The sequence below is a fragment of the Pseudomonas sp. LAMO17WK12:I10 genome, from assembly GCF_900215185.1.
Classification (GTDB): Bacteria; Pseudomonadota; Gammaproteobacteria; order Pseudomonadales; family Pseudomonadaceae; genus Aquipseudomonas; species Aquipseudomonas chlororaphis.
This window is the reverse complement of the sequence record NZ_OBDX01000008.1, coordinates 86,148-106,763: the sequence shown is the minus strand read 5'-3', so window position 1 is coordinate 106,763 and position 20,616 is coordinate 86,148. Positions and strand designations below refer to the sequence as shown.

Below are 20,616 nucleotides of genomic sequence, written 5' to 3'. Positions count from 1 at the left end.
ATGATGAATGAGGCCGGTGCGGCCAGCGACCGCGCCGGCGGGGTTTACCAAAGAGCCAGGGTGTAGCCGAGGATCAGGCGGTTCTCGTCGAGGTCGGTGGTCAGGCCGTTGCCCGAACGAAAGGTCACGTTGCGCCAGCGGATGCTCAGGTCCTTCAGCGGTCCGCTCTGGATCACGTAGGTGATGTCGGTGTCGCGTTCGCTCTCGCGGCCGTTGTCGATGTTGCCCGCCTTGACGTGGCGGCCGTCGGTGTAGCGGGTCATGAAGGTCAGGCCGGGCAGGCCCATGGCGGCGAAGTCGTAGTCGTAGCGCAGCTGCCAGGAGTCTTCCTCGGCGCGGGTGTAGGTGTTGTAGGTCACCAGGTTGACCACGTAGGGATCGCCGCCGTTGAGGAAGGGGAAGGCACTGTCGCCGGACAGCTGCTGCCAGGTGGCGCTGATTTTGTGCGCGCCCTTGATCAGACTGAACATACTGTTGAAGTTGCGGTTGTCGATCCGCCCGGCGCGCTCGGCGCCGTCGCCACGGCTGTCGAAGTAGCGCAGGTCGCTGCGCAGGCTGAAGCCGCCGCCCAGAGGCTGGGTATGCAGCAGGCCGAGGTAGTGCTGGCGATAGATCTCTTCGAGCTTGCCGTAGTAGTAGCTGAGGCTCAGTTGCGGGCTGAAGGCGTAGCTGGCGCCGGCGAAGTCGAAATGATCGCTGCGGGCGGCGCCATAACCGATATCGTCGTTGCTCGAGGAATCCCGCAGGTTGGCTTCGGTCAGGCGCCCGGCATTTACCGTCAGGCCGCTGATTTCCTGGCTGGTCAGCAGGCCGCCCTGGAAGGTCGAGCCCAGCAGGCGGGTGTCGTTGTAAGTCGCCACGGGCAGCAGCGGTTGCAGGGTGCCGATCTTCAAGACGCTTTTCGACAGGCGCAGCTTGCCGGTCAGGCCCAGCTCGCTGAATTCGTCCGCAGGTGTGTGGCTGTTGGGGCCGAACGGCAGCAGGCCGGTGCCGCGGCGATCCGCGCTGGAGTCGAGCTTGAGCCCGAGCTCGCCAAGGGCATCCAGGCCGAACCCCAGGGTGCCCTCGGTGTAGCCGGACTCGATCCGCGCGGTGAAGCCCTGGGCCCATTCCTCGGCCTTGGACTGCGCGGCATTGGCCTGGCGAAAGTCACGGTTGATGTAGTGGTTGCGCATTTCGATCCGTGCCTTGCTGTCGCCGATGAAGTCGGCTTGTACGCTGCAGGTGAACAGGCCCAGGCCCAGCGAGGCCATGGCCGGCAGCAGGTGTTTCGGTGAGGCGATGGAAACGGGGTTCATTGTTGTTATTCCCTGTCATCGATCGGAACGGGTTCAGTGTTTGCTGGCGCCGGAAGCGCCAATGCCGGTCATCGAGCGGATGAACTGCGCGAGGTAGCGGCCACGCTCCAGTTCGGCCCGCGCCGAGGTGTCGGTCACCGAGAACAGCCAGGCGCTGAAGAACGCCAGGCTCATGGAGAACAGCGCCGGGTTGGAATAAGGGAACAGCGCCCGTTCGTGATGCAGCACGTTGACCCAGACCGCCGGGCTCAGCACCAGCAGCACGATCGCCGACACCAGCCCGGCCAGGCTGCCGGTCACGGCGCCGCGGGTGGTCAGGCCTTTCCAGAACATCGAAAGGAACAGCACCGGGAAATTCACCGAGGCGGCAATGGCTAGCACCAGCCCGGAGAGGAAGGCGATGTTTTGCGACTCGAACAGCAGGCCGAGGACGATCGCCAGCACGCCGATGCACAGGGTGGCGATGCGCGACACGCGCATTTCCTGCTGCTCGCTGGCCTGGCCCTTGCGCAGCACGCAGGCGTACAGGTCGTGGGACACCGCCGAGGCGCCGGACAGCGCCAGGCCGGCGACCACCGCGAGGATGGTGGCGAAGGCCACCGCCGAGATGAAGCCGAGGAACAGGTTGCCGCCCACTGCCTGGGCCAAGTGCACGGCGATCATGTTGCCGCCGCCGATGATCGCGCCGCTGGCGTCGCGGAACGAAGGATCGGTGCCGACCATGACGATCGCGCCGAAGCCGACCACGATCAGCAGCAGGTAGAAGTAGCCGATGAAACCGGTGGCGTAGAACACGCTCTTGCGCGCTTCCTTGGCGTCGCTGACGGTAAAGAAGCGCATCAGGATATGCGGCAGGCCGGCGGTGCCGAACATCATGCCCAGGCCCAGGGAAATGGCGTCGATAGGGTTCGAGAGCAGCCCGCCCGGGGCCATGATCGCGCTGCCCTTGGCGTGCACGGCGCTGGCCCCGGCGAACATCGCCTCGGTGCTGAAGCCGAAATGCCGGAGCACCATGAACGCCATGAAGCTGGTGCCGAACAACAGCATCACCGCCTTGATGATCTGCACCCAGGTGGTGGCGAGCATGCCGCCGAAGGTCACGTAGAACACCATCAGCACCCCGACCAGCATCACCGCGTAGAGGTAGCTGATGCCGAACAGCAACTCGATCAGCTTGCCGGCGCCGACCATCTGCGCCACCAGGTACATCAGGGCCACGGTCAGGGTGCCGAAGGCCGAGGTCAGGCGCACCGGGGTCTGTTCCAGGCGGTAGGACACCACGTCGGCGAAGGTGTACTTGCCCAGGTTGCGCAGGCGTTCGGCGATCAGGAACAGGATGATCGGCCAGCCGGCGAGCACGCCCAGGGCGTACAGCAGGCCGTCGTAGCCGTTGAGGAACATCATCGCCGAGATGCCCAGGAAGGACGCCGCGGAGATCATGTCGCCGGCGATCGCCAGGCCGTTCTGCAAGCCGCTCATGCCGCCGCCAGCGGTATAGAAGTCGCTGGCCGAGCGGGTGCGCAGGGCGGCCCAGCGGGTGACGCCGAGGGTGAACAGGACAAACACCAGGAACATGCCGATGGCGTTCCAGTTCAAGGGGCGCGCGCTGCCTTCGGCGGCCAGCGCCAGGTCGGTGGCGAACAGGCACGGCAGGGCGAACAATGCCAGCAAGCGCTTCATTGGGCGCACTCCTGCTTGAGCTTTTCGTTCAGCGGGTCGATCACGTTATTGGCGCGATAGACGTAAAAGCCGGTGAGGGCGAAGGCCAGCAGCACGATCGCCACGCCCACCAGCATGCCCACCGTGGTCACCCCGCCACTGAGCGAGCGCCCCAGGGTGCTGGGGGAAAACGCCACCAGCAGCACGAAGCCGTAGTAGATCACCAGCATGGCCAGGGTCAGGGACCAGTAGAGGTTCTGTTTGCGCCGCACCAGCTGGACGAAGTCGGGGTGCTGGCGGATCTGTTCGATGTCTTGCGGGGTCATGGGAGCGCTCTCTTGATGTTGTTTTTGTTTTGCTTGAAACGCGGTGAGTTTTTTCTGTAGCCGCTGCCGGAGGCTGCGATAAGGCCGAAGGCCTTCAGCGATCTCAAGTCCGTGCGCCCGCTTCGTCGGAGCGCCGCCCAAGTCGATCGCCGCCTGCGGCAGCGGCCACAGGTCAGAGCTGGTCGAAGTCCAACACCACCTTGTCGCTGACCGGGAACGACTGGCACGACAGGACGTACCCGGCCGCCACTTCGTAGTCCTCGAGGGCGTGGTTGCTGTCCATCTCCACTTCGCCTTCGATCACCTTGCACTTGCAGGTGGAGCACACCCCGGCGCGGCACGAATAGGGCAACTCGGCGCCCTGGGCATTGCCGGCATCGAGGATGCTCTGGCTGTTGCGCGGCAGGTCGAAGGCCAGGGCGCGACCGTCGCTGATCACGGTGATCTGGCTGACCGCCGCATCGAGCTGCCGGGCCGCTTCGCGCGCCTCGCGCTTGTGCGGGCTGCCCGCGGCGGCGAACAGCTCGAAGTGAATGCGCTCGGCGGCCATGCCGTGGGCTTTCAGGCTGTCGCGCACGGTTTCGGTCAGCGCCTGCGGGCCGCAGATGAAGGCGGCGTCCAGGGCCTTGACGTCGAGCCAGCGGGAGAACAGCCGGGCGCATTTGTCGGCGTCGATCCGGCCGTTATAGAGGTCGACGTCCTGCTGTTCGCGGCTGAACACGAAGATCAGGTTCAGGCGTTGCAGGTAGCGGCTCTTCAGGTCTTCCAGCTGTTCGCGAAACAGGGCGGCGGAGCTTGCGCGGTTGCCGTACAGCAGGGTGACGCGGCTGTGGGGCTCGGTTTCCAGGGTGCTCTTGATGATCGACAGGATCGGCGTGATGCCGCTGCCGGCCGCCACCGCCAGGTACTGGCCATGGCGCGCGGGATCGAGCTGGACATGGAAGTGCCCGGCGGGCGGCATCACGTCCAGGCAGTGCCCGGGCTTGAGCCGGTCATTGGCGAACGCCGAAAAACGCCCGCCGGCCACGCGCTTCACGGCAATGCGCAGCTCGCCGTCGTTGACCCCGGCGCAGATCGAATAGGAACGGCGCACTTCCTCGCCATCCAGCTGGGTGCGCATCACCAGGTGCTGGCCCTGGGTGAAATGAAAGCTGTCCTGCAGGTGCTGCGGAATCTCGAAGGCGATGGACACCGCGTCGCGGGTTTCGCTGCGCACATCCTTGATGGTCAGGCTGTGGAATTTGCTCATGGTTGTTCTCCCACTGACACGGCGTCAGATGCACTTGAAATAGTCGAACGGCTCCAGGCAGTCCCGGCAGCGATACAGCGCCTTGCAGGCGGTCGAGCCGAACTCGCTGAGTTGTTCGGTGTGGCTGCTGCCACATTGTGGGCAGCAGATGGCAGCGCTTTCGCCCAGCAGGCTGCGCTTGCTGCTACTGCCCACGGGCGGGGCGATGCCGTAGGCCCGCAGCCGTTCGCGGCCGCTGGTAGTGATCCAGTCGGTGCTCCAGGCCGGGGTCAGCCGGCGTTGCAGTCGGGGCTCGGAAAACCCGCCAAGTTCCAGGGCCGCGCGTATATCACCCTCGATCACCTCGGTGGCCGGGCAGCCGGAGTAGGTCGGAGTGACCACCACCTGCAGGTGGCCGTCGTGCCAGTCGAGGTCGCGGACGATGCCCAGCTCCACCACGCTGACCACCGGCACCTCCGGGTCCATGACCGCGCCGAGGATGTTCCAGGCCGCCTCCAGGTCGCCCGGTTGCAGGGCACGGGCGCCACGGTCGCTGGAAATCAGCTCACCAGGTCGCATCGGGGTACGCTCGTGGCAGCGCCTGCATTTCCGCCAGCAGAATGCCCAGGTGTTCGCTGTGCAGGCCGCGGCGGGCATCCAGGTAGAAATGGCTGGGGGCCGCTGGCAGGGGCAGGGTGGCGCTGGCGAAGATCCGCGCCACCGTGGCCTGCCAGGCGCTGGCGACCTGCGCGGGGTCGGCGATGATGCCGGCGCCGTGCAGGTGGTTTTCGCTGTCGTCGCCGCTGATCAGTTCGAGGGTGAAGCGCCAGAGCAGGGGGATCGCCTCCAGCATGCGCTGGTGGCTGTGCTCGGTGCCGTCGCCCAGGCGCTCGACCCATTCGCTGGAGCGGCGCAGGTGATAGGTGACTTCCTTCACTGCCTTGGCGGCGATCCCGGCGATGCGTTCGTCGCGGGACTGGGCCAGGCCCTTGAGCACTTCCAGGTGCCAGGCGTCGTAGAGAAACTGCTTGAGCAGGGTCACGGCGAAATCGCCGTTGGGCTGCTCCACCAGCAGCAGGTTGCGATAGGCCCGCTCGTCGCGGCGGAACGCCAGGTGGTCGGCGTCGCGGCCGTCATCCAGCAGTTCGGCGGCGTAGTCCAGCCAGTTGCGGGCCTGGCCCACCAGGTCGAGGCCGACGTTCATCAGCGCCAGTTCTTCTTCCAGGGCCGGTGCGCGGCCGCACCATTGGCACAGGCGCTGGCCCTGGACCAGGGCGCTGTCGCCCAGGCGCAGCAGGTACTGGATCAATTCGCTTCGCGTGTTCATGGTCGACCTCACATGTGCCCGACTTCGGCCGGCAGCTCATAGAAGCTGGCGTGGCGATAGACCTTGTCGTCCGCCGGGTCGAACAGCGGGTCCTTTTCATCCGGGGACGAGGCGACGATCAGCGCCGAGGGCACCACCCACAAGCTCACGCCTTCGCTGCGGCGGGTGTAGAGCTCGCGGGCGTTCTCGATGGCCATGGCGCTGTCGGCGGCATGCACGCTGCCGACGTGCTTGTGGTTGAGCCCGTGCTTGCTGCGCACGAAGACTTCGAAGAGGGTCCATTCGGACATATCGGTGACTCCACATCAGGGGGCTGAATTCATGTAGCCGCAGCCTTCGGCAGCGGCTACGGGTCAGGCGGCGTTTTTATTGGTTTTCTTGCGAGCGTGGGCGACCGCGGCTTCGCGGACCCAGGCGCCATCCTCGATGGCCTTGCGCCGGGTGGCGACGCGTTCCTGGTTGCACGGGCCGTTGCCCTTGAGCACCTCGTAGAATTCGTCCCACTGGATCTCGCCGAAGTCGTAGTGGCCGCGTTCGGCGTTCCACCTAAGGTCCGGGTCCGGGCAGGTGCAGCCGAGCAGCTCCAGCTGCGGGATGGTCTGGTCGATGAAGCGCTGGCGCAGTTCGTCGTTGCTCTGGCGCTTGATCTTCCAGGCCATGGACTGCGCGCTGTTGGGCGAGTGTTCGTCGCTGGGGCCGAACATCATCAGCGCCGGCCACCACAGGCGGTTGATGGCGTCCTGGACCATGTCCTTCTGCGCCTGGTTGCCCTCGCGCATCATGGTCAGGAGGATTTCGTAGCCCTGGCGCTGGTGGAAGCTCTCTTCCTTGCAGATGCGCACCATGGCCCGGGAGTAGGGGCCGTAGGAGGTGCGCTGCAGCACCACCTGGTTGACGATCGCCGCGCCGTCCACCAGCCAGCCCACCGCGCCCATGTCGGCCCAGTTCAGCGTCGGGTAGTTGAAGATGCTCGAGTATTTGGCGCGGCCGCTGTGCAGCTTGGCGATTTCCTCGTCGCGGTCGGCGCCCAGGGTTTCCATCGCGCTGTACAGGTACAGGCCGTGGCCGGCTTCGTCCTGGATCTTGGCCATCAGTTGCAGCTTGCGCTTGAGGGTCGGGGCGCGGGTCACCCAGTTGCCTTCGGGCAGCATGCCGACGATTTCCGAATGGGCGTGCTGGGAAATCTGCCGGATCAGGGTTTGCCGATAGGCATCCGGCATCCAGTTCTTGGCTTCGATCTTGATTTCCGAATCGATTTTGTCCTGGAAGGCGCGTTCCTGTTCGGACATCTCCGAACGGGGCTTGATGCTTTTGACTCCGGTCTCTACCAGCTGTGCGTACATGGTGCGTCTCCTGCCGTGAAGGATTGCCTGGGCATGGAGAACTTTATATGTGATACAAAAACAAATATCAAACACAAAATAACGTGTCGAATATGGTTTTGTATCGCTTTGCTCGTTGAAGGCTTTCCTTCGGGCAAAAAAAGCCCCGCCGAAGCGGGGCTTTAAGCTTGGAATGGCTTATTTCTGCCGGTTATCCATCACGTGGCTGGCCTTGCCCTCGGAGCGCTTGAGGGAAAAGGCCGGGCGCAAAACGATACGCGAGCTGATGCCGATGTAGGTCTTGATGTGCCGGCTCAATTCGTCGCAAATGGCTTTCTGCTGCTTGTCGCCCAGCTGTCGATGCTCGTTCTTGAGCTCCACATGCACCTCGACGCTGTCGAGGTTGCCGTTGCGGTACAGGTGGATCTCGTAGCATTCGCAGAGTTGCCGGACCTTGAGCACCTGCTCCTCGATCTGTGTGGGGAACACGTTGACCCCGCGAATGATCAGCATGTCGTCGCTGCGCCCGGTGATCTTGTCGATACGCCGCATGGGCCGCGCGGTGCCGGGCAGCAGGCGGGTCAGGTCGCGGGTGCGGTAGCGGATCATCGGCAGGGCTTCCTTGCTCAGCGAAGTGAACACCAGCTCGCCCATCTGGCCGTCCGGCAACACCTGGCCGGTCACCGGGTCGATGATCTCGGGGTAGAAGTGGTCCTCCCAGAGGGTCGGCCCGTCCTTGGTCTCGGCGCATTCCATGGCCACGCCGGGGCCCATGATTTCCGAGAGCCCGTAGATATCCAGCGCGGTGATGCCCAGGCGCTGTTCGATGGCGCTGCGCAGTTCGGCGGTCCAGGGTTCGGCGCCGAAGATCCCCAGGCGCAGGGCGAGCTTTTGCGGATCGATGCCCTGGCGCTCGATCTCGTCGGCGATGTTGAGCATGTAGGAGGGCGTGACCATGATGATGTCCGGCTGGAAGTCCTTGATCAGTTGCACCTGTTTTTCGGTCTGGCCACCGGACATCGGAATCACCGTGCAGCCCAGGCGCTCGGCGCCGTAGTGCGCCCCCAGGCCTCCGGTGAACAGGCCGTAGCCGTAGGACACATGGACCTTGTCGCCACGCCGGCCGCCGGCGGCGCGAATCGAGCGCGCGACCACCCTGGCCCAGGTGTCAATGTCGTTCTGGGTGTAGCCGACCACCGTCGGCTTGCCAGTGGTACCGCTGGAGGCGTGCAGACGCACCACGTCCTCGATCGGCACGGCGAACATGCCGTAGGGATAGTTGTCGCGCAGGTCGGACTTGCTGGTGAACGGGAACTGCGCCAGGTCCTCCAGGCTGCGCACATCGTCGGGGTGCACGCCCAGCGCGTCGAAGCGCTGACGGTACAGCGGCACATTCCGGTAGGCGTGGTTCAGGCTCCAGCGCAGGCGTTCCAGCTGATGCTGGCGCAACTGGTCGACGCTGGCGGTCTCCAGCGGGTCCAGCAGGGGATCAAGCACGGCTTTGGCAATTGGCATGTTCATGGCTTCACTCGAATTATTGTTGTGTCGAGCCGCCGGCGGGCGGCTCCTGAGTGCCTGCGCCAAGGATACCCGTGGGGGCTCCGGGCGCGGGTGTATCCGGTCTTAAAGTCGTTCGATGATCAGCGCGATGCCTTGGCCCACGCCGATGCACATGGTGCACAAGGCGTAGCGACCCTGGCGCTGCTCCAGCTCGTGCAGCGCGGTGGTCACCAGGCGCGCGCCGCTCATGCCCAGGGGATGGCCCGGGGCGATGGCGCCGCCGTTGGGGTTGACCCGCTCGTCGTCGTCCGCCAGGCCCAGCTCGCGCAGCACCGCCAGGCCCTGGGCGGCGAACGCCTCGTTGAGCTCGATCACGTCCATGTCCGCCAGGCTCAGCCGGGCCAGTTCCAGCACCTTGCGCGTGGCTGGCACCGGGCCGATGCCCATGATCCGTGGCTCGACCCCGGCGGTGGCCATGGCGACCACCCGACCACGAGCCTTGAGGTCGTAGCGTTGCGCGGTTACCGCGTCGGCCAGCAACAGGGCGCAGGCGCCGTCGTTGACCCCCGAGGCGTTGCCCGCGGTGACGCTGCCGCCCTGGCGGAACGGCGTGCCGAGCTTCTGCAGCTGTTCGAGGGTGGTGTCGCCCCTCGGGTGTTCGTCCTGCTCGACCAGGGTCGGCGGGCCTTTGCGTTGGGGAATGGGCACCGCGACTATTTCCCTGGCCAGGCGTCCGCTGGCTTGCGCCGCCGCGGCCCGCTGCTGGCTGCGCAGGGCGAAGGCGTCCTGGTCGGCGCGGGAAATGCCGAATTGCGCGGCGACGTTTTCCGCGGTTTCCGGCATCGAGTCGATGCCGAAGCCTTGTTCCATCAGCGGGTTGACGAAGCGCCAGCCGATGGTGCTGTCGAACAGCTCGGCCTGGCGCGAAAACGCGGTCTGCGCCTTGCCCATCACCAGCGGCGCGCGGGACATCGATTCGACGCCGCCGGCCAGCACCAGCCCGGCCTCGCCACAGCGCAGGGCGCGGGCGGCGGTGCCGATGGCGTCCAGGCCGGAGCCGCACAAGCGGTTGAGTGTGGTACCGGGGACCTCCACCGGCAGCCCGGCGAGCAGCGCCGACATGCGTGCCACGTTGCGGTTGTCTTCGCCGGCCTGGTTGGCGCAGCCGTAGATCACGTCGTCGACCCGACTCCAGTCGACCCCGGGGTTGCGCTGCATCAGGGCGCGCAACGGCACCGCGCCCAGGTCGTCGGCGCGCACGCTGCTCAGGGCGCCGCCGTAACGGCCGATGGGGGTGCGGACCGCATCGATGATCAGGGCGTCATTCATTGGGGTTCTCCTGCGCCAGCACCGGGCCGCGCACTTTGTAGGATTTGCCGTGGAACAGGGCGATCAGCACGCCATGCTGGTTTTCGATCCGCACGTCGTAGTTGCCGGTGCGGCCGCTGCGGCTTTGCTCGATGCAATCGGCGGTCAGGGTATCGCCCAGGCGGGCCGGGGCGATGTAGTCGATGCTGCAGCCGATGGCCACCGTGGCTTCGTCGTAGGTATTGCAGGCCAGGGCGAAGGCCGAGTCCGCCAGGGTGAACAGCAAGCCGCCGTGGCAAGTGCCGTGGCCTTGCAGCATGTCTTCGCGCACGCTCATGCCCAGCCGGGCGGCGCCGGGCGCCACCGACAGCAGGCGCATGCCTAGCGCCTGGCTGGCGTTGTCGCGTTTGAACAGGCTCTGGGCGCAGGCGCTGGCCAGGCTCATGGCAGGGTGATCAAGCATGCAGCGTCCTCCCTTCGGCAACCCGGCGGCGCAACAGCAGGGACGGTCGATAACGTTCCTCGCCGTAGGCGGCCTGCAGGTTTTGCAGGACCTCGAGCACCCATGGCAGGCCCAGGCGGTCGGCCCAGGCCAGGGGGCCTTCGGGGTAATTGACCCCGGCGCGCATCGCCAGGTCGATGTCCACCGCCGAGGCCACGCCTTGCAGCAAGGCGTCGGCGGCTTCGTTGGCGAGCATCGCCACGGTGCGCAGGACCAGCAGCCCCGGGGTGTCGCTGAGCTGGCTGACCTTGAACCCGACGCGTTGCAACAGTGTCACCGCCTGGTCGCGGGCCAGTGGGCTGGTGGTGATGGAGCAACTGATGGCCAGGCGACCAGCGCTGGCATAGTCATGGGCCAGGTCCAGCAGGATCAGGTTGTTCAAGCCTTGGTCGCGGGCGCGCTGGCTGGCCAGGCGCCCGTCGCTGACCGCCAGTACCGCGTCGCCGACCCGCAACAGCCCAGGGCCATCACGCTCGACCAGGCGCACGCCGGACTCGCGCAGGCGTTGCAGCAAACCTTGGGCAATCCCCAGGTCGCCCTCGACTACGCAGTGCTCGATGGGCTGATCGCTGTGCAGCTCGACAGGGGCCGGGCGCTCGGCGCCCTCGGCGTAGGTATAGAAACCCTGGCCGGTCTTGCGTCCGAAGCGCCCGGCATCCACCAGTTCCTGCTGAATCAGCGAGGGCTGAAAGCGCATGTCGCCGTAATAGGCCTCGAAGACCGAGCGGGTCACCGCGTAGTTGACGTCGTGCCCGATCAGGTCCGTCAGTTCGAAGGCGCCCATGGCAAAACCACCGGCCTCGCGCAGCAGGGCGTCGAGGGTGGCGCAGTCGCCGGCGCCTTCCTGCAGCAGGCGCAGGCTTTCGGCGTAGAACGGCCGGGCCACGCGGTTGACGATAAAGCCTGGGGTGGAGCGGGTGTGCACCGGCTGCTTGCCCCAGTTCGTGGCCGTGTCGTACAGGCACTGCGCCAGTTGCCGGTCGCTGGCCAGGCCCGAAACGACCTCGACCAGCGGCATGACCGGCGCCGGGTTGAAAAAGTGCAGGCCGAGCAAGCGTTCGGGGCGCCTCAGGCCGGCGGCGATGCGGGTGATCGACAGCGAAGAGGTGTTGCTGGCGAGGAGGCAGCTGTCGCGGCACAGGCTTTCCAGCTGGTGAAACAGCTCACGCTTGGCCTCGAGGTTCTCGGCGATGGCTTCGACGATCAGCTCGCTGTCGGCCAGTTGCTCGATGGCTTCGGCGGCCTGCAACCGGGCCATGGTTGCTCTGTGCGCCTGGGCATCGAGTTTGCCGTTGGCTACGCGCCTGGCGAGTTGCCGGTCGATGCCGGCGATGGCTTGCGCGGCGGCGCCCGGGCGGTTGTCCAGCAGCCAGACCGGGTGGCCGGCCTGGGCCGCGACCTGGGCGATGCCGGCGCCCATCGCGCCGGCGCCGATCACCGCGACACGGGCCTGGGGTGTCAGTGCGTTCATGTTCAACGTCCCTTGAAGGTCGGTGTGCGTTTGTCCATGAAGGCGCTCACTCCTTCGCGGTAGTCCTCGCTGCGTCCGGCCAGGCGTTGCAGGTCTTTTTCCAGTTCCAGCTGTTCGTCGAAGCTGTTGTTCAGGCTGGCGTTGAGGCTGCGCTTGATCAGCGCCAGGCCGTAGGTGGGCTGGGTGGCCAGGTGGCGCGCAAGCTTGAGGGCTTCGTCACGCAACTCGGCATCTTCGACGCAGCGATAGATCAGGCCCCATTGCTCGGCCTGTTCGGCCGTCAGGCGATTGCCCAGCAGGGCCAGGGCCTTGGCCCGCGCCATGCCGACCAGGCGCGGCAGGGTCCAGGTGCCGCCGGAGTCGGGGATCAGGCCGATCTTGCAGAACGCCTGGATAAAACTCGCCGAACGACCGGCCAGCACCAGGTCGCAGGCGAGGGGAATATTGGCCCCGGCCCCGGCGGCCACGCCGTTCACCGCGCAGATCACCGGCAGCGGCAGGTCGCGCAACTGGCGGATCAGCGGGTTGTAGAAACGTTCGATGGATTCGCCCAGGTCCGGCACCTCCGCGCCGGGGGCGACATTGCGGTCGCTCAGGTCCTGGCCGGCACAGAAGCCACGGCCTTCGCCGGTCAACAGCAGCACCCGGGCCTCGGGATTGGCGCGCACCTGCTTGAGTGCTTCGCGGACCTCGCCATGCATCTGCGCATTGAAGCTGTTGAGCTGTTCGGGGCGGTTCAGGCTGAGGAGGGCGACGCCTGCCTCGACGGAAAACAGGATGTGTTCGAAGTTCATGGTTCTGGCGCTCTCTGACAGGTCGTGTGAGTCGTTGGCCGCTACGGCGGCCTAGTGGCCGGTGAAGCGGGGCCGGCGTTTTTCCTGGAAGGCGCGGATGCCTTCTTCGCGGTCGCGAGTGCCGGCCAGCACCGTGAAGGCATGGCGCTCGAAGCGCAGGCCGCTGGCGAGGTCGGTGTCCAGCGCCTTGAGCAGCGCCTCCTTGGCCAGGCGCAGGGCCAGCGGCGCCTTGCCGGCGATCAGCCGCGCCAGCTGCAGGGCGCGCTCGACCGTGAATTCCGGTTGGGTGACCTCGCTGACCAGGCCGGCGCGCAAGGCATGGCGGGCATCGATCGACTCGCCGCCGAGGACCATCTGCATGGCCAGGGATTTGCCGACCGCCCGCAGCAGGCGCTGGGTGCCGCCGGCGCCGGGCATGATCCCGAGGTTGATTTCCGGCTGGCCAAAACGCGCGTCCTCGCCGGCGATCAGGATGTCGGCGTGCATGGCCAGCTCGCAGCCGCCGCCGAGGGCAAAGCCGTTGACCGCGGCGATCAGCGGTTTGCTGAAGGCGGTGATCTGCTGCCAGGAAGCCTGGCGCGGGTCATTGAGGATGCCGGTGAGGTCGCGCTCGGCCATTTCATTGATGTCGGCACCGGCGGCGAATGCCTTGCGGCTGCCGGTCAGCACCACGACCCGGGTCTCGCTGTCGGCCTGGGCGGCGTCCAGGGCGGCTGCCAGTTCGCCGAGCAATTCGCTGGTCAGGGCATTCAGGGCGGCGGGGCGTTGCAGGGTAATCAGTCGAACGCCGCCATCGAGGCTTTCGACAGCAAGGGTTTGAGGCATGGCGGATGCCCTCACGGTGCACGCTCGGCGCAGGGCCGGGTCATTGTTGGATCGGCTGGGGAGCCGGTTTTCGCCGAGTATATCGCCAATACGATACATAAATGCAATGTAAAAATGTAATTAGTGTGTCTTTAAATTTGAGCTTTTAATCGGTTGCTCCAGGACGGAGAGGGTCGATCAAATCGTGATTTTCTAGATTTTACTAGGGCTTATGGCCTTTGCCTGGCGGCTTTCGCTGAGCAGAGACGCGATACTGTTTTTCCGCTTTTTCGTTTAAGCTTGATGTGATACAAAATAAATACTGATCGGCATCACTTTGCGCACTATGTCGACTTGCCACCTAGCCAAGGAGTACCTCATGACCTGCTACAGCCTCGACGGCCTGACCCCGGTGGTCCATCCCAGTGCTTATGTTCATCCGTCCGCCGTGCTGATCGGCGACGTGATAGTCGGTGCCCACTGCTACATCGGCCCGCTGGCCAGCCTGCGCGGCGATTTCGGACGGATCGTGCTGGAGGAGGGGGCCAACCTGCAGGACACCTGTGTGATGCACGGCTTTCCCGAGAGCGACACGGTGGTCGAGCGCAACGGCCATATCGGCCATGGCGCGGTGCTGCACGGCTGCCGGATCGGCGCCGATGCGCTGGTGGGGATGAACGCGGTGGTGATGGACAACGCCCGGATCGCGCCACGCTGCTTCGTGTCCGCGGCGGCCTTCGTCAAGGCTGGCTTCGAGTGTGCGGAGCAGTCGCTGGTCATGGGCGCCCCGGCCAGTGTCAAACGCCGCCTCAGCGATGAAGAGCTGCACTGGAAGCAGGCCGGCACCCGTGAATATCAACAGCTGGCCAGGCGCTGCCTGGAGCAGATGCAGGTCTGTGAGCCGCTCGCGGAACCCGAAGCCAATCGCCCGCGCATCACCGACAGTGGCCTGCGTCCGAAAAATGCCGGCCAGTGAACAACCAGGGCACAGTGGGTCGCGCGCTCCAGGCCACTCCAAGCCGGTGAAACCCGGTATATTTCTTCCTTTTTGTCCGGTACGCCCATGTCGTCCCTAGCACCGTTGAATCATCTTGTGACCCGTTTCCAGGAGCAGACGCCGATTCGCGCCAGCTCCCTGATCATTACCCTGTACGGCGATGCCATCGAACCCCACGGCGGTACGGTATGGCTGGGCAGCCTGATCCAGTTGCTCGAACCCATCGGCATCAACGAACGACTGATCCGCACCTCGATCTTTCGCCTGACCAAGGAAGGCTGGCTGACCGCCGAGAAGGTCGGGCGTCGCAGCTATTACAGCCTGACCGGTACCGGCCGCCGGCGTTTCGACAAGGCCTTCAAGCGGGTCTACAACGCCAGCGTGCCAGCCTGGGATGGTTCCTGGTGCCTGGTGATGCTGTCGCAGCTTGGCCAGGACAAGCGCAAGCAGGTGCGCGAAGAGCTGGAATGGCAAGGTTTTGGCGCGATTTCGCCGGTGCTGCTGGCCTGTCCGCGCAGCGATCGGGCGGACATCAATGCGACCCTGGTGGACCTTGGCGCCCAGGAAGACACCATAGTGTTCGAGACCACCGCCCAGGATGTGCTGGCCTCCAAGGCGCTGCGCCTGCAGGTGCGCGAAAGCTGGAACATCGATGAGCTGGCGGCTCACTACAGCGAGTTCATCCAGCTGTTCCGGCCGTTGTGGCAAGCGCTGCGCGAGCAGGAGCAACTGCAGCCGGCCGATTGTTTCCTGGCGCGCCTGCTGCTGATCCACGAGTACCGCAAACTGCTGCTGCGCGATCCGCAACTGCCGGACGAGCTGCTCCCTGGTGACTGGGAAGGCCGGGCGGCGCGCCAGCTCTGTCGCAACATCTATCGCCTGATTTACGCCAAGGCCGAGGAATGGCTCAACGACGCGCTGGAAAACGCCGATGGCCCGCTGCCCGACGTGGGCGAAAGTTTCTATCGGCGGTTTGGCGGTTTGAAATAAGGCGTTTCAAGATGCAGCCCTCGTTCAGGAACACTCGAGTATCGGGGGCGCCTGGCGAGGGATGTGCGGCAGATACTAAAGCGCCATGTCAGGCGCGGACTAAGGCGGTAATAAAGAGTTTTTAACGAGTGTCTGGAGACTCGCCTTGAAACAGGCGGGAGAGAGGCAAGTCAGGCCGCGAAAGTTGAACTTTCTGCAAACTGGCTAAAGTGCTGGCATATCAACTGCGACAAAATAACGCAGATCACCCGAAGGTGATCTGCGTCCGTGTTCTTACTCTGGCATGACCCAGGATTGCAGTGTGTAACCTTCCTGGCTCAGTTCGGCGCGGGCCTGTTTCAGCAGGTCTTCCAGTTGCGCCGGGTCGGAGTAGGCGCTGCTTGGAATCTGTTTGCGGCCAATACGGGTATTGGTGCGGTCGATGACGGTCAGGCTCAGTTCGCCGTTACCGTCTTGTGGGGCCCAGGCGACGCATTGGAATGGCTGGAATGCGCGGTCGGCGATCAAAAGTGCTTCGTTGATACGGAGCGGGGCGTTCATGGGGTCTTCTCTCTATGTGCCCAATCAAATGATGTGCCGTCGGTTGGGCTTACCGTTCGGCTGGTTACTTGTACTGATGTCTCGAACCAGGGATCAGGTCACATAGAAAGACCAGAATTTACAACTTTTGTTCACAGCCGCGGTTCAGAGCCTTCTTTTGAAAGCTGAATGAAAGATTGGCGCAGGCAATTAAACCGGGCTTTTGGATCCATCTAAGGGTTAGTCCAAATGGTGATTGACGCTATAAACAATCGATACAAGACCCCGTCAAGTAATTGCTAATGTTACAGCCAGGTTTGCCAAACTACTGTTTCTAATAACTTTTCCTCTTTTTGGCGCCAAGGAACAGTCATGCTTGAAGCGACCGCCTTACGCCGCCTTTTAGTGGTTGACCCGTGCGACGATTGCCATCGTCTGCTGCCTGGATTACGCACGGTGGGCTGGGATGTCGACAGTTGTGACCTGGAATCGGCCGTCGATCGCGGCTGTGACGTCGGCCTGCTGCGTTTGCAGGCTTTTCACCTGGATCGACCGGAAGCGGTCAAGGAGCTGATCAGCCGCAGCGGCACCGAGTGGATCGCGGTGCTCAGCCCGGACGTGCTGCGCCTGCAGAAGGTCGGCGATTTCGTTTGCGAGTGGTTTTTCGATTTCCACACCCTGCCGTTCGATGTCTCGCGGGTCCAGGTGACCCTCGGACGCGCTTTCGGCATGGCCCGCCTGCGTGGCCAGGGGTACATTCATGTCGCTCAGCCCGAGCATGAGTTGCTGGGCGACAGCCGACCGATCCGCGACTTGCGCAAACTCTTGAGCAAGCTGGCGCCCACCGAGTCGCCGGTGCTGATTCGCGGCGAAAGCGGTACGGGCAAGGAACTGGTGGCCAGGACCCTGCACCGCCAGTCGCAGCGCCACAGCAAGCCCTTCGTGGCGATCAACTGCGGGGCGATCCCCGAGCACCTGATTCAGTCCGAACTGTTCGGCCATGAAAAGGGCGCGTTCACCGGCGCCCATCAACGCAAGGTCGGGCGTATCGAGGCGGCCCATGGCGGCACCCTGTTTCTCGACGAAATCGGCGACCTGCCGCTGGAACTGCAGGCCAATCTGTTGCGCTTTTTGCAGGAAAAACACATTGAACGGGTGGGTGGCAGCCAGCCGATCCCGGTGGATGTACGGGTGCTGGCGGCGACTCACGTCGACCTCGAGGCGGCGATCGACAAGGGGCGCTTTCGCGAAGACCTGTATTACCGCCTGAATGTGTTGCAGGTGGTCACCGCGCCATTGCGCGAACGGCATGGCGATATCGGCATGCTGGCCAGCCATTTTTCCCACTTCTATAGCCAGGAAACCGGGCGCCGGCCGCGCAGTTTCAGCGAAGACGCGCTGGTGGCCATGGGCAAGCACGACTGGCCGGGCAATGTCCGCGAGCTGGCCAACCGGGTGCGACGCGGTCTGGTACTGGCCGAGGGCCGGCAGATCGAGGCCCGGGACCTGGGCCTGCTCAGCCCGCAGGCGAACATTGCGCCCATGGGCACGCTGGAGGACTACAAGCATCGGGCCGAGCGCCAGGCCCTGTGCGATGTCTTGAGTCGGCACAGCGACAACCTGAGTGTCGCGGCCAGGGTGCTGGGCGTATCGCGCCCGACTTTCTACCGGTTGCTGCACAAGCATCAGATCCGCTAGGGCGGTGCGACGAAAAGGCCCGCGGCGAGGTGATCGCCGCGGGCCTTTTTTTGCCTGTGGTTTAGAAGTAGTAGGGGAATTTCAGGCTGAAGGTGAAGTCCGGCGCATCGTCGGTCAGGCCGATGGACAGGTTGGGCACTATGGTCAGGTTGTCGGTGGCCGCCACGGTCATGCCGACGTTGAAGTAGCCGGCGTTGGCATCGCTGGACACCACGGACTGCCAGTCGCCGCCGTCTTCCTTGAGCTTGCTCTTGCGCTGGATCAGGTCCGAGAAGGAGAACGACATACTCATCTTCTCGTTCAGGGCGAAGGCGACGCCCATGCCGATCTGGAAGCTGTCGCCGAGCTTGACCTTGCCCGGGGTCTTCTGGTTGACCGTGGAGCTGATGTCGTCGAAGGACTCTTCCAGGTTGTGGGTGTAGGAGAGGGTGCCGAACAGCACCGCCGGGTCGAAGGTCTTGACCAGCGAGATACCGGGGGTGATCGACCAGACGCCGTTACCGGTCGGCAGGTCATCCGGGACGAACAGGTTGGTGTTGTCCTGGACCTGGCGCAGCTTGATGCCGAACGGCTCTTCGCCGGTCGGCGCCTTGACGCGCAAGGTCAACACCGCGTCCGGGGTATTGACCGATTCGTCGAGGAATTTGTAGGCGATGCCGAAGTTCACGTCGCCGAGGGTCGGGTCCTTGGACACGGTCTTTTCGCTGGTGACGCCCGCCGCGCCGTTCTGCGCGCCGCCGGACTGGTAGGTCGATTCGCGGTAGACCACCGGCACGTTGACGTCGAACTGCCAACGGTTGTCCAGGTTGTAGCGGGCCGTGAGGTCGAGGGTCCAGTTGTCGGCCTTGATCCGGTCCAGGTTGATGTTGCCGAGGAAGATCGAGTCCAGCGCCAGGAAGCCGTTGAGAATCAGCTGCCGGGTGTCATAACGGGAGTAGGTCAGGCCGGTCTCGACACTGAACTTGCCGCCGCCGAAGAAGCCGCTGGCTTCGTCGTACAGGTTGGAGACACTCTGCGCCGGTTGCGAATCATCCTTGAGCGATTCCCCGTAAGAGCTGCCGCCGGCCAGGGTCGGCTTGGTAACGCCCCCCGCCACCTGTTGGTTGCCGCGCATATCCGCTGGCGACTTGGCCAGGCGTTTCGGGGGTGGCGCCGCCGGTTGCTCCTCGACCTGGCGTACCCGTTGTTCCAATACCGCCAATGCTTTCTGCTGCACTTCGTAACGTTGTTTAAGCTCCAATAGTTCTTGCTTCAGGGCCTCTACGTTGGCATCCGGTGCCGCCTGCAGCTGGGCCGCTGGGAAGAGGGTGCTAAAACAAACAACAGCACGCAGCGAAACTGATCGATACATGAATAAGCCATCCCTTTGAGCCTAATGATCGAGAATCAGCGTAGTTCAATATCCCAGGTTGCGAAGACCTTTGAGCTGGGTGAGGTTGCAGTCCAAAGCGCCGGTGCTCACCCCGTTATTGTTGAGCACGACGTTCAGTTGGGTCAGGTTGCTGACCAGGTTGCTGTCGCCCAGCAGGCGGGTGTTCTGCAGCAAGCCGCCCTGGGCCACTTGTTGCAGGGCTGAGCCCTGGTTGTTGCTGGCCTGGATGGCCATCTGGATGCCGCCACCGGTGGCGGACACGGCCACGCTGCCCGCGGCGTTGCTGCCGCTGATGGTTTGCCCGCTCATCAACAGCTGGCCTTGCGCCGGCACCAACGCCGGGGCATGGCTGGCTTCCTTGACGTCGATGGCGACGTTGTTATAGGCGCTGTTGCCGTCGCCCGCCGCGCGTACACTCTGGGTCACCCCTTGGGTGGTGGCCAGGCCCGCGCCGCCGATCACGTTGCCCGAGCCCTGGGTCGGCGTCGAGCCGTTGCCGACTTCCTTGATCGTGGAGACATAGAATTCCGGCTTGATCGTCGATTGCTGGATCTGCATGGAAGTCGTGGCGCCGATCAGATCGCCCGAGGCATTGCGCCAGGTGCTGCTCATGACAATGCCGAAGCTGATGATCCGCCCCGGCATGACGTAGCGACCGCGGAGCTCGGAGAGTTCCTGGTCCTTGATTTCTATAGGCTTGAACCCTGCGTTGGCGTACGCAGGAAAACTTGTGACCAGGCAGGCAGCGGCCAGCCAGTAAGCGCTTTTCATCTGCTGCTCCCGGAGCATCCTGCCCCTTTATCATTATTGCGACCTAGAAGAAGTCGCTCTGAATGAAGCCGAATTCCATCAGTTCTGCATCTTTGACCGGGTTGAAGGTATCCAGTTTGTTCTTCGCGGTCAGCGGGTTGGGCGGGTCGCGCAAGGCGTTGGCCTTGTCGTAGCCGGGGCCGACGATGGCGAAGACGATACCGTTCCAGCCTTTGACAAAGTCTTCGTGGGAGTAGCGTTTATGGCCGAGGACAGGGTCGCCGATATAGACCCAGTCTTTCTGCGCCCGCTGCATGACCACGAAGTGCTTGTAACCACGAATGTCCATCAGTACCACCACCGGAATGGTCACCGCCTCGAGTTTTTCAGGAGGTATCCGGTAGCCCCGGGCGCGCATGCCGATGCTTTCCAGGTAGCGCTTCATGTCCAGCATGGAGAAACCCTGGGTACGCACCAGGTCCTGGTCAGCAGTGGCCAGCATGCCTTTGATGACGTGCTCCTCATCGACGTCGAGCCAGTAAGCCTGGCGCAGTACCGTCGCCAGTGCGGCGGCGCCGCAGCTGAAGTCGGTTTTCTGCTCGACCAGGTCGGCGAATTTGCGCTCCCGCACGCTCTGCACCTGCTTGTACACCAGGTTTCCGCCAGGCAGCGCGGCCACTGGCATCTGGGCGGCCTGAGCCAGGCCGGTCAGACAAAGCAAAAGGGAGAAGGTCGCCATTCGCATGATCGA

General features: G+C 64.3%; 21 protein-coding genes. 3 read left to right on the top strand and 18 right to left on the bottom strand.

What is annotated here, in order from left to right; genetic code table 11:
* Positions 1–44: 44 nt before the first annotated feature.
* From CRO75_RS11570 to paaF, 14 genes are all read right to left on the bottom strand, one after another.
* A complete protein-coding gene (locus CRO75_RS11570; protein ID WP_097135375.1) occupies positions 45–1,298 on the bottom strand; it encodes an OprD family porin in 1,254 nt (417 codons plus the stop codon).
* Positions 1,299–1,331: 33 nt separating this feature from the next.
* Positions 1,332–2,978 (bottom strand): cation acetate symporter, encoded by a 1,647-nt coding sequence (locus tag CRO75_RS11565; RefSeq protein WP_097135373.1) that lies wholly within the window; start codon positions 2,976–2,978, stop codon positions 1,332–1,334.
* On the bottom strand, positions 2,975–3,283 hold the full coding sequence (locus CRO75_RS11560) for a DUF485 domain-containing protein (protein WP_009048869.1): 309 nt from the start codon (positions 3,281–3,283) through the stop codon (positions 2,975–2,977). The genes CRO75_RS11565 and CRO75_RS11560 overlap by 4 nt, the downstream gene beginning before the upstream one ends.
* Positions 3,284–3,455: 172 nt before the next feature.
* On the bottom strand, positions 3,456–4,532 hold the full coding sequence (gene paaE / locus CRO75_RS11555) for a 1,2-phenylacetyl-CoA epoxidase subunit PaaE (protein ID WP_097135371.1): 1,077 nt from the start codon (positions 4,530–4,532) through the stop codon (positions 3,456–3,458).
* Between the two features lie 24 nt (positions 4,533–4,556).
* On the bottom strand, positions 4,557–5,090 hold the full coding sequence (gene paaD / locus CRO75_RS11550; protein WP_097135369.1) for a 1,2-phenylacetyl-CoA epoxidase subunit PaaD: 534 nt from the start codon (positions 5,088–5,090) through the stop codon (positions 4,557–4,559).
* Positions 5,077–5,838 (bottom strand): 1,2-phenylacetyl-CoA epoxidase subunit PaaC, encoded by a 762-nt coding sequence (paaC, locus tag CRO75_RS11545; RefSeq protein WP_097135367.1) that lies wholly within the window; start codon positions 5,836–5,838, stop codon positions 5,077–5,079. The genes paaD and paaC overlap by 14 nt, the downstream gene beginning before the upstream one ends.
* An 8-nt stretch (positions 5,839–5,846) precedes the next feature.
* Positions 5,847–6,128 carry a 1,2-phenylacetyl-CoA epoxidase subunit PaaB gene (gene paaB / locus CRO75_RS11540; RefSeq protein WP_007926505.1) on the bottom strand — a complete coding sequence of 94 codons (282 nt, stop codon included), beginning with the start codon at positions 6,126–6,128 and terminating at the stop codon, positions 5,847–5,849.
* Positions 6,129–6,191: 63 nt separating this feature from the next.
* Positions 6,192–7,181 carry a 1,2-phenylacetyl-CoA epoxidase subunit PaaA gene (gene paaA, locus CRO75_RS11535; RefSeq protein WP_007926503.1) on the bottom strand — a complete coding sequence of 330 codons (990 nt, stop codon included), beginning with the start codon at positions 7,179–7,181 and terminating at the stop codon, positions 6,192–6,194.
* 177 nt (positions 7,182–7,358) lie between these two features.
* The gene (gene paaK, locus CRO75_RS11530; protein ID WP_097135365.1) at positions 7,359–8,681 is read right to left on the bottom strand and encodes a phenylacetate--CoA ligase PaaK; all 1,323 of its coding nucleotides are present in this window, start codon (positions 8,679–8,681) and stop codon (positions 7,359–7,361) included.
* Positions 8,682–8,783: 102 nt separating this feature from the next.
* The gene (pcaF, locus tag CRO75_RS11525) at positions 8,784–9,989 is read right to left on the bottom strand and encodes a 3-oxoadipyl-CoA thiolase (protein ID WP_097135363.1); all 1,206 of its coding nucleotides are present in this window, start codon (positions 9,987–9,989) and stop codon (positions 8,784–8,786) included.
* The gene (paaI, locus tag CRO75_RS11520; RefSeq protein ID WP_023964863.1) at positions 9,982–10,431 is read right to left on the bottom strand and encodes a hydroxyphenylacetyl-CoA thioesterase PaaI; all 450 of its coding nucleotides are present in this window, start codon (positions 10,429–10,431) and stop codon (positions 9,982–9,984) included. Before paaI ends, pcaF begins: the two co-directional genes overlap by 8 nt.
* Positions 10,424–11,941: a 3-hydroxyacyl-CoA dehydrogenase PaaH gene (paaH, locus tag CRO75_RS11515; RefSeq protein ID WP_097135361.1), complete on the bottom strand. Its 1,518-nt coding sequence runs from the start codon at positions 11,939–11,941 to the stop codon at positions 10,424–10,426. Before paaH ends, paaI begins: the two co-directional genes overlap by 8 nt.
* Before the next feature lie 2 nt (positions 11,942–11,943).
* The gene (paaG, locus tag CRO75_RS11510; protein WP_028682380.1) at positions 11,944–12,735 is read right to left on the bottom strand and encodes a 2-(1,2-epoxy-1,2-dihydrophenyl)acetyl-CoA isomerase PaaG; all 792 of its coding nucleotides are present in this window, start codon (positions 12,733–12,735) and stop codon (positions 11,944–11,946) included.
* 51 nt (positions 12,736–12,786) lie between these two features.
* Positions 12,787–13,560, bottom strand: a complete 774-nt coding sequence (gene paaF, locus CRO75_RS11505) for a 2,3-dehydroadipyl-CoA hydratase PaaF (RefSeq protein WP_097135359.1) — start codon at positions 13,558–13,560, stop codon at positions 12,787–12,789.
* Between the two features lie 358 nt (positions 13,561–13,918).
* Between paaF and paaY the strand changes: the two genes are divergently transcribed.
* Complete coding sequence (gene paaY, locus CRO75_RS11500) at positions 13,919–14,515, top strand: phenylacetic acid degradation protein PaaY (protein WP_009043761.1); 597 nt, start codon at positions 13,919–13,921, stop codon at positions 14,513–14,515.
* Positions 14,516–14,602: 87 nt separating this feature from the next.
* Positions 14,603–15,526, top strand: coding sequence for a phenylacetic acid degradation operon negative regulatory protein PaaX (paaX, locus tag CRO75_RS11495; RefSeq protein WP_009043762.1), 924 nt, complete (start codon positions 14,603–14,605; stop codon positions 15,524–15,526).
* Between the two features lie 273 nt (positions 15,527–15,799).
* On the opposite strand, the gene CRO75_RS11490 is transcribed toward paaX, so the two are convergent.
* The gene (locus tag CRO75_RS11490) at positions 15,800–16,066 is read right to left on the bottom strand and encodes a hypothetical protein (protein WP_009043763.1); all 267 of its coding nucleotides are present in this window, start codon (positions 16,064–16,066) and stop codon (positions 15,800–15,802) included.
* Positions 16,067–16,417: 351 nt separating this feature from the next.
* Between CRO75_RS11490 and CRO75_RS11485 the strand changes: the two genes are divergently transcribed.
* The gene (locus CRO75_RS11485) at positions 16,418–17,743 is read left to right on the top strand and encodes a sigma-54 dependent transcriptional regulator (RefSeq protein WP_097135357.1); all 1,326 of its coding nucleotides are present in this window, start codon (positions 16,418–16,420) and stop codon (positions 17,741–17,743) included.
* 61 nt (positions 17,744–17,804) lie between these two features.
* On the opposite strand, the gene CRO75_RS11480 is transcribed toward CRO75_RS11485, so the two are convergent.
* The 3 genes from CRO75_RS11480 to CRO75_RS11470 are packed head-to-tail and all read right to left on the bottom strand — an operon-like array spanning position 17,805 to position 20,610.
* Positions 17,805–19,094, bottom strand: a complete 1,290-nt coding sequence (locus tag CRO75_RS11480; RefSeq protein WP_097135356.1) for a transporter — start codon at positions 19,092–19,094, stop codon at positions 17,805–17,807.
* A gap of 45 nt (positions 19,095–19,139) precedes the next feature.
* Positions 19,140–19,886 (bottom strand): hypothetical protein, encoded by a 747-nt coding sequence (locus CRO75_RS11475; RefSeq protein WP_177409742.1) that lies wholly within the window; start codon positions 19,884–19,886, stop codon positions 19,140–19,142.
* Positions 19,887–19,929: 43 nt separating this feature from the next.
* The gene (locus CRO75_RS11470) at positions 19,930–20,610 is read right to left on the bottom strand and encodes a C39 family peptidase (protein ID WP_097135353.1); all 681 of its coding nucleotides are present in this window, start codon (positions 20,608–20,610) and stop codon (positions 19,930–19,932) included.
* Between the last annotated feature and the right edge of the window lie 6 nt (positions 20,611–20,616).

Coding starts and splice junctions, on each gene's coding strand:
- CRO75_RS11570 (WP_097135375.1), bottom strand. CDS start 1,298: ATGAACCCCGTTTCCATCGCCTCACCGAAACACCTGCTGCCGGCCATG.
- CRO75_RS11565 (WP_097135373.1), bottom strand. CDS start 2,978: ATGAAGCGCTTGCTGGCATTGTTCGCCCTGCCGTGCCTGTTCGCCACC.
- CRO75_RS11560 (WP_009048869.1), bottom strand. CDS start 3,283: ATGACCCCGCAAGACATCGAACAGATCCGCCAGCACCCCGACTTCGTC.
- paaE (WP_097135371.1), bottom strand. CDS start 4,532: ATGAGCAAATTCCACAGCCTGACCATCAAGGATGTGCGCAGCGAAACC.
- paaD (WP_097135369.1), bottom strand. CDS start 5,090: ATGCGACCTGGTGAGCTGATTTCCAGCGACCGTGGCGCCCGTGCCCTG.
- paaC (WP_097135367.1), bottom strand. CDS start 5,838: ATGAACACGCGAAGCGAATTGATCCAGTACCTGCTGCGCCTGGGCGAC.
- paaB (WP_007926505.1), bottom strand. CDS start 6,128: ATGTCCGAATGGACCCTCTTCGAAGTCTTCGTGCGCAGCAAGCACGGG.
- paaA (WP_007926503.1), bottom strand. CDS start 7,181: ATGTACGCACAGCTGGTAGAGACCGGAGTCAAAAGCATCAAGCCCCGT.
- paaK (WP_097135365.1), bottom strand. CDS start 8,681: ATGAACATGCCAATTGCCAAAGCCGTGCTTGATCCCCTGCTGGACCCG.
- pcaF (WP_097135363.1), bottom strand. CDS start 9,989: ATGAATGACGCCCTGATCATCGATGCGGTCCGCACCCCCATCGGCCGT.
- paaI (WP_023964863.1), bottom strand. CDS start 10,431: ATGCTTGATCACCCTGCCATGAGCCTGGCCAGCGCCTGCGCCCAGAGC.
- paaH (WP_097135361.1), bottom strand. CDS start 11,941: ATGAACGCACTGACACCCCAGGCCCGTGTCGCGGTGATCGGCGCCGGC.
- paaG (WP_028682380.1), bottom strand. CDS start 12,735: ATGAACTTCGAACACATCCTGTTTTCCGTCGAGGCAGGCGTCGCCCTC.
- paaF (WP_097135359.1), bottom strand. CDS start 13,560: ATGCCTCAAACCCTTGCTGTCGAAAGCCTCGATGGCGGCGTTCGACTG.
- paaY (WP_009043761.1), top strand. CDS start 13,919: ATGACCTGCTACAGCCTCGACGGCCTGACCCCGGTGGTCCATCCCAGT.
- paaX (WP_009043762.1), top strand. CDS start 14,603: ATGTCGTCCCTAGCACCGTTGAATCATCTTGTGACCCGTTTCCAGGAG.
- CRO75_RS11490 (WP_009043763.1), bottom strand. CDS start 16,066: ATGAACGCCCCGCTCCGTATCAACGAAGCACTTTTGATCGCCGACCGC.
- CRO75_RS11485 (WP_097135357.1), top strand. CDS start 16,418: ATGCTTGAAGCGACCGCCTTACGCCGCCTTTTAGTGGTTGACCCGTGC.
- CRO75_RS11480 (WP_097135356.1), bottom strand. CDS start 19,094: ATGTATCGATCAGTTTCGCTGCGTGCTGTTGTTTGTTTTAGCACCCTC.
- CRO75_RS11475 (WP_177409742.1), bottom strand. CDS start 19,886: ATGAAAAGCGCTTACTGGCTGGCCGCTGCCTGCCTGGTCACAAGTTTT.
- CRO75_RS11470 (WP_097135353.1), bottom strand. CDS start 20,610: ATGCGAATGGCGACCTTCTCCCTTTTGCTTTGTCTGACCGGCCTGGCT.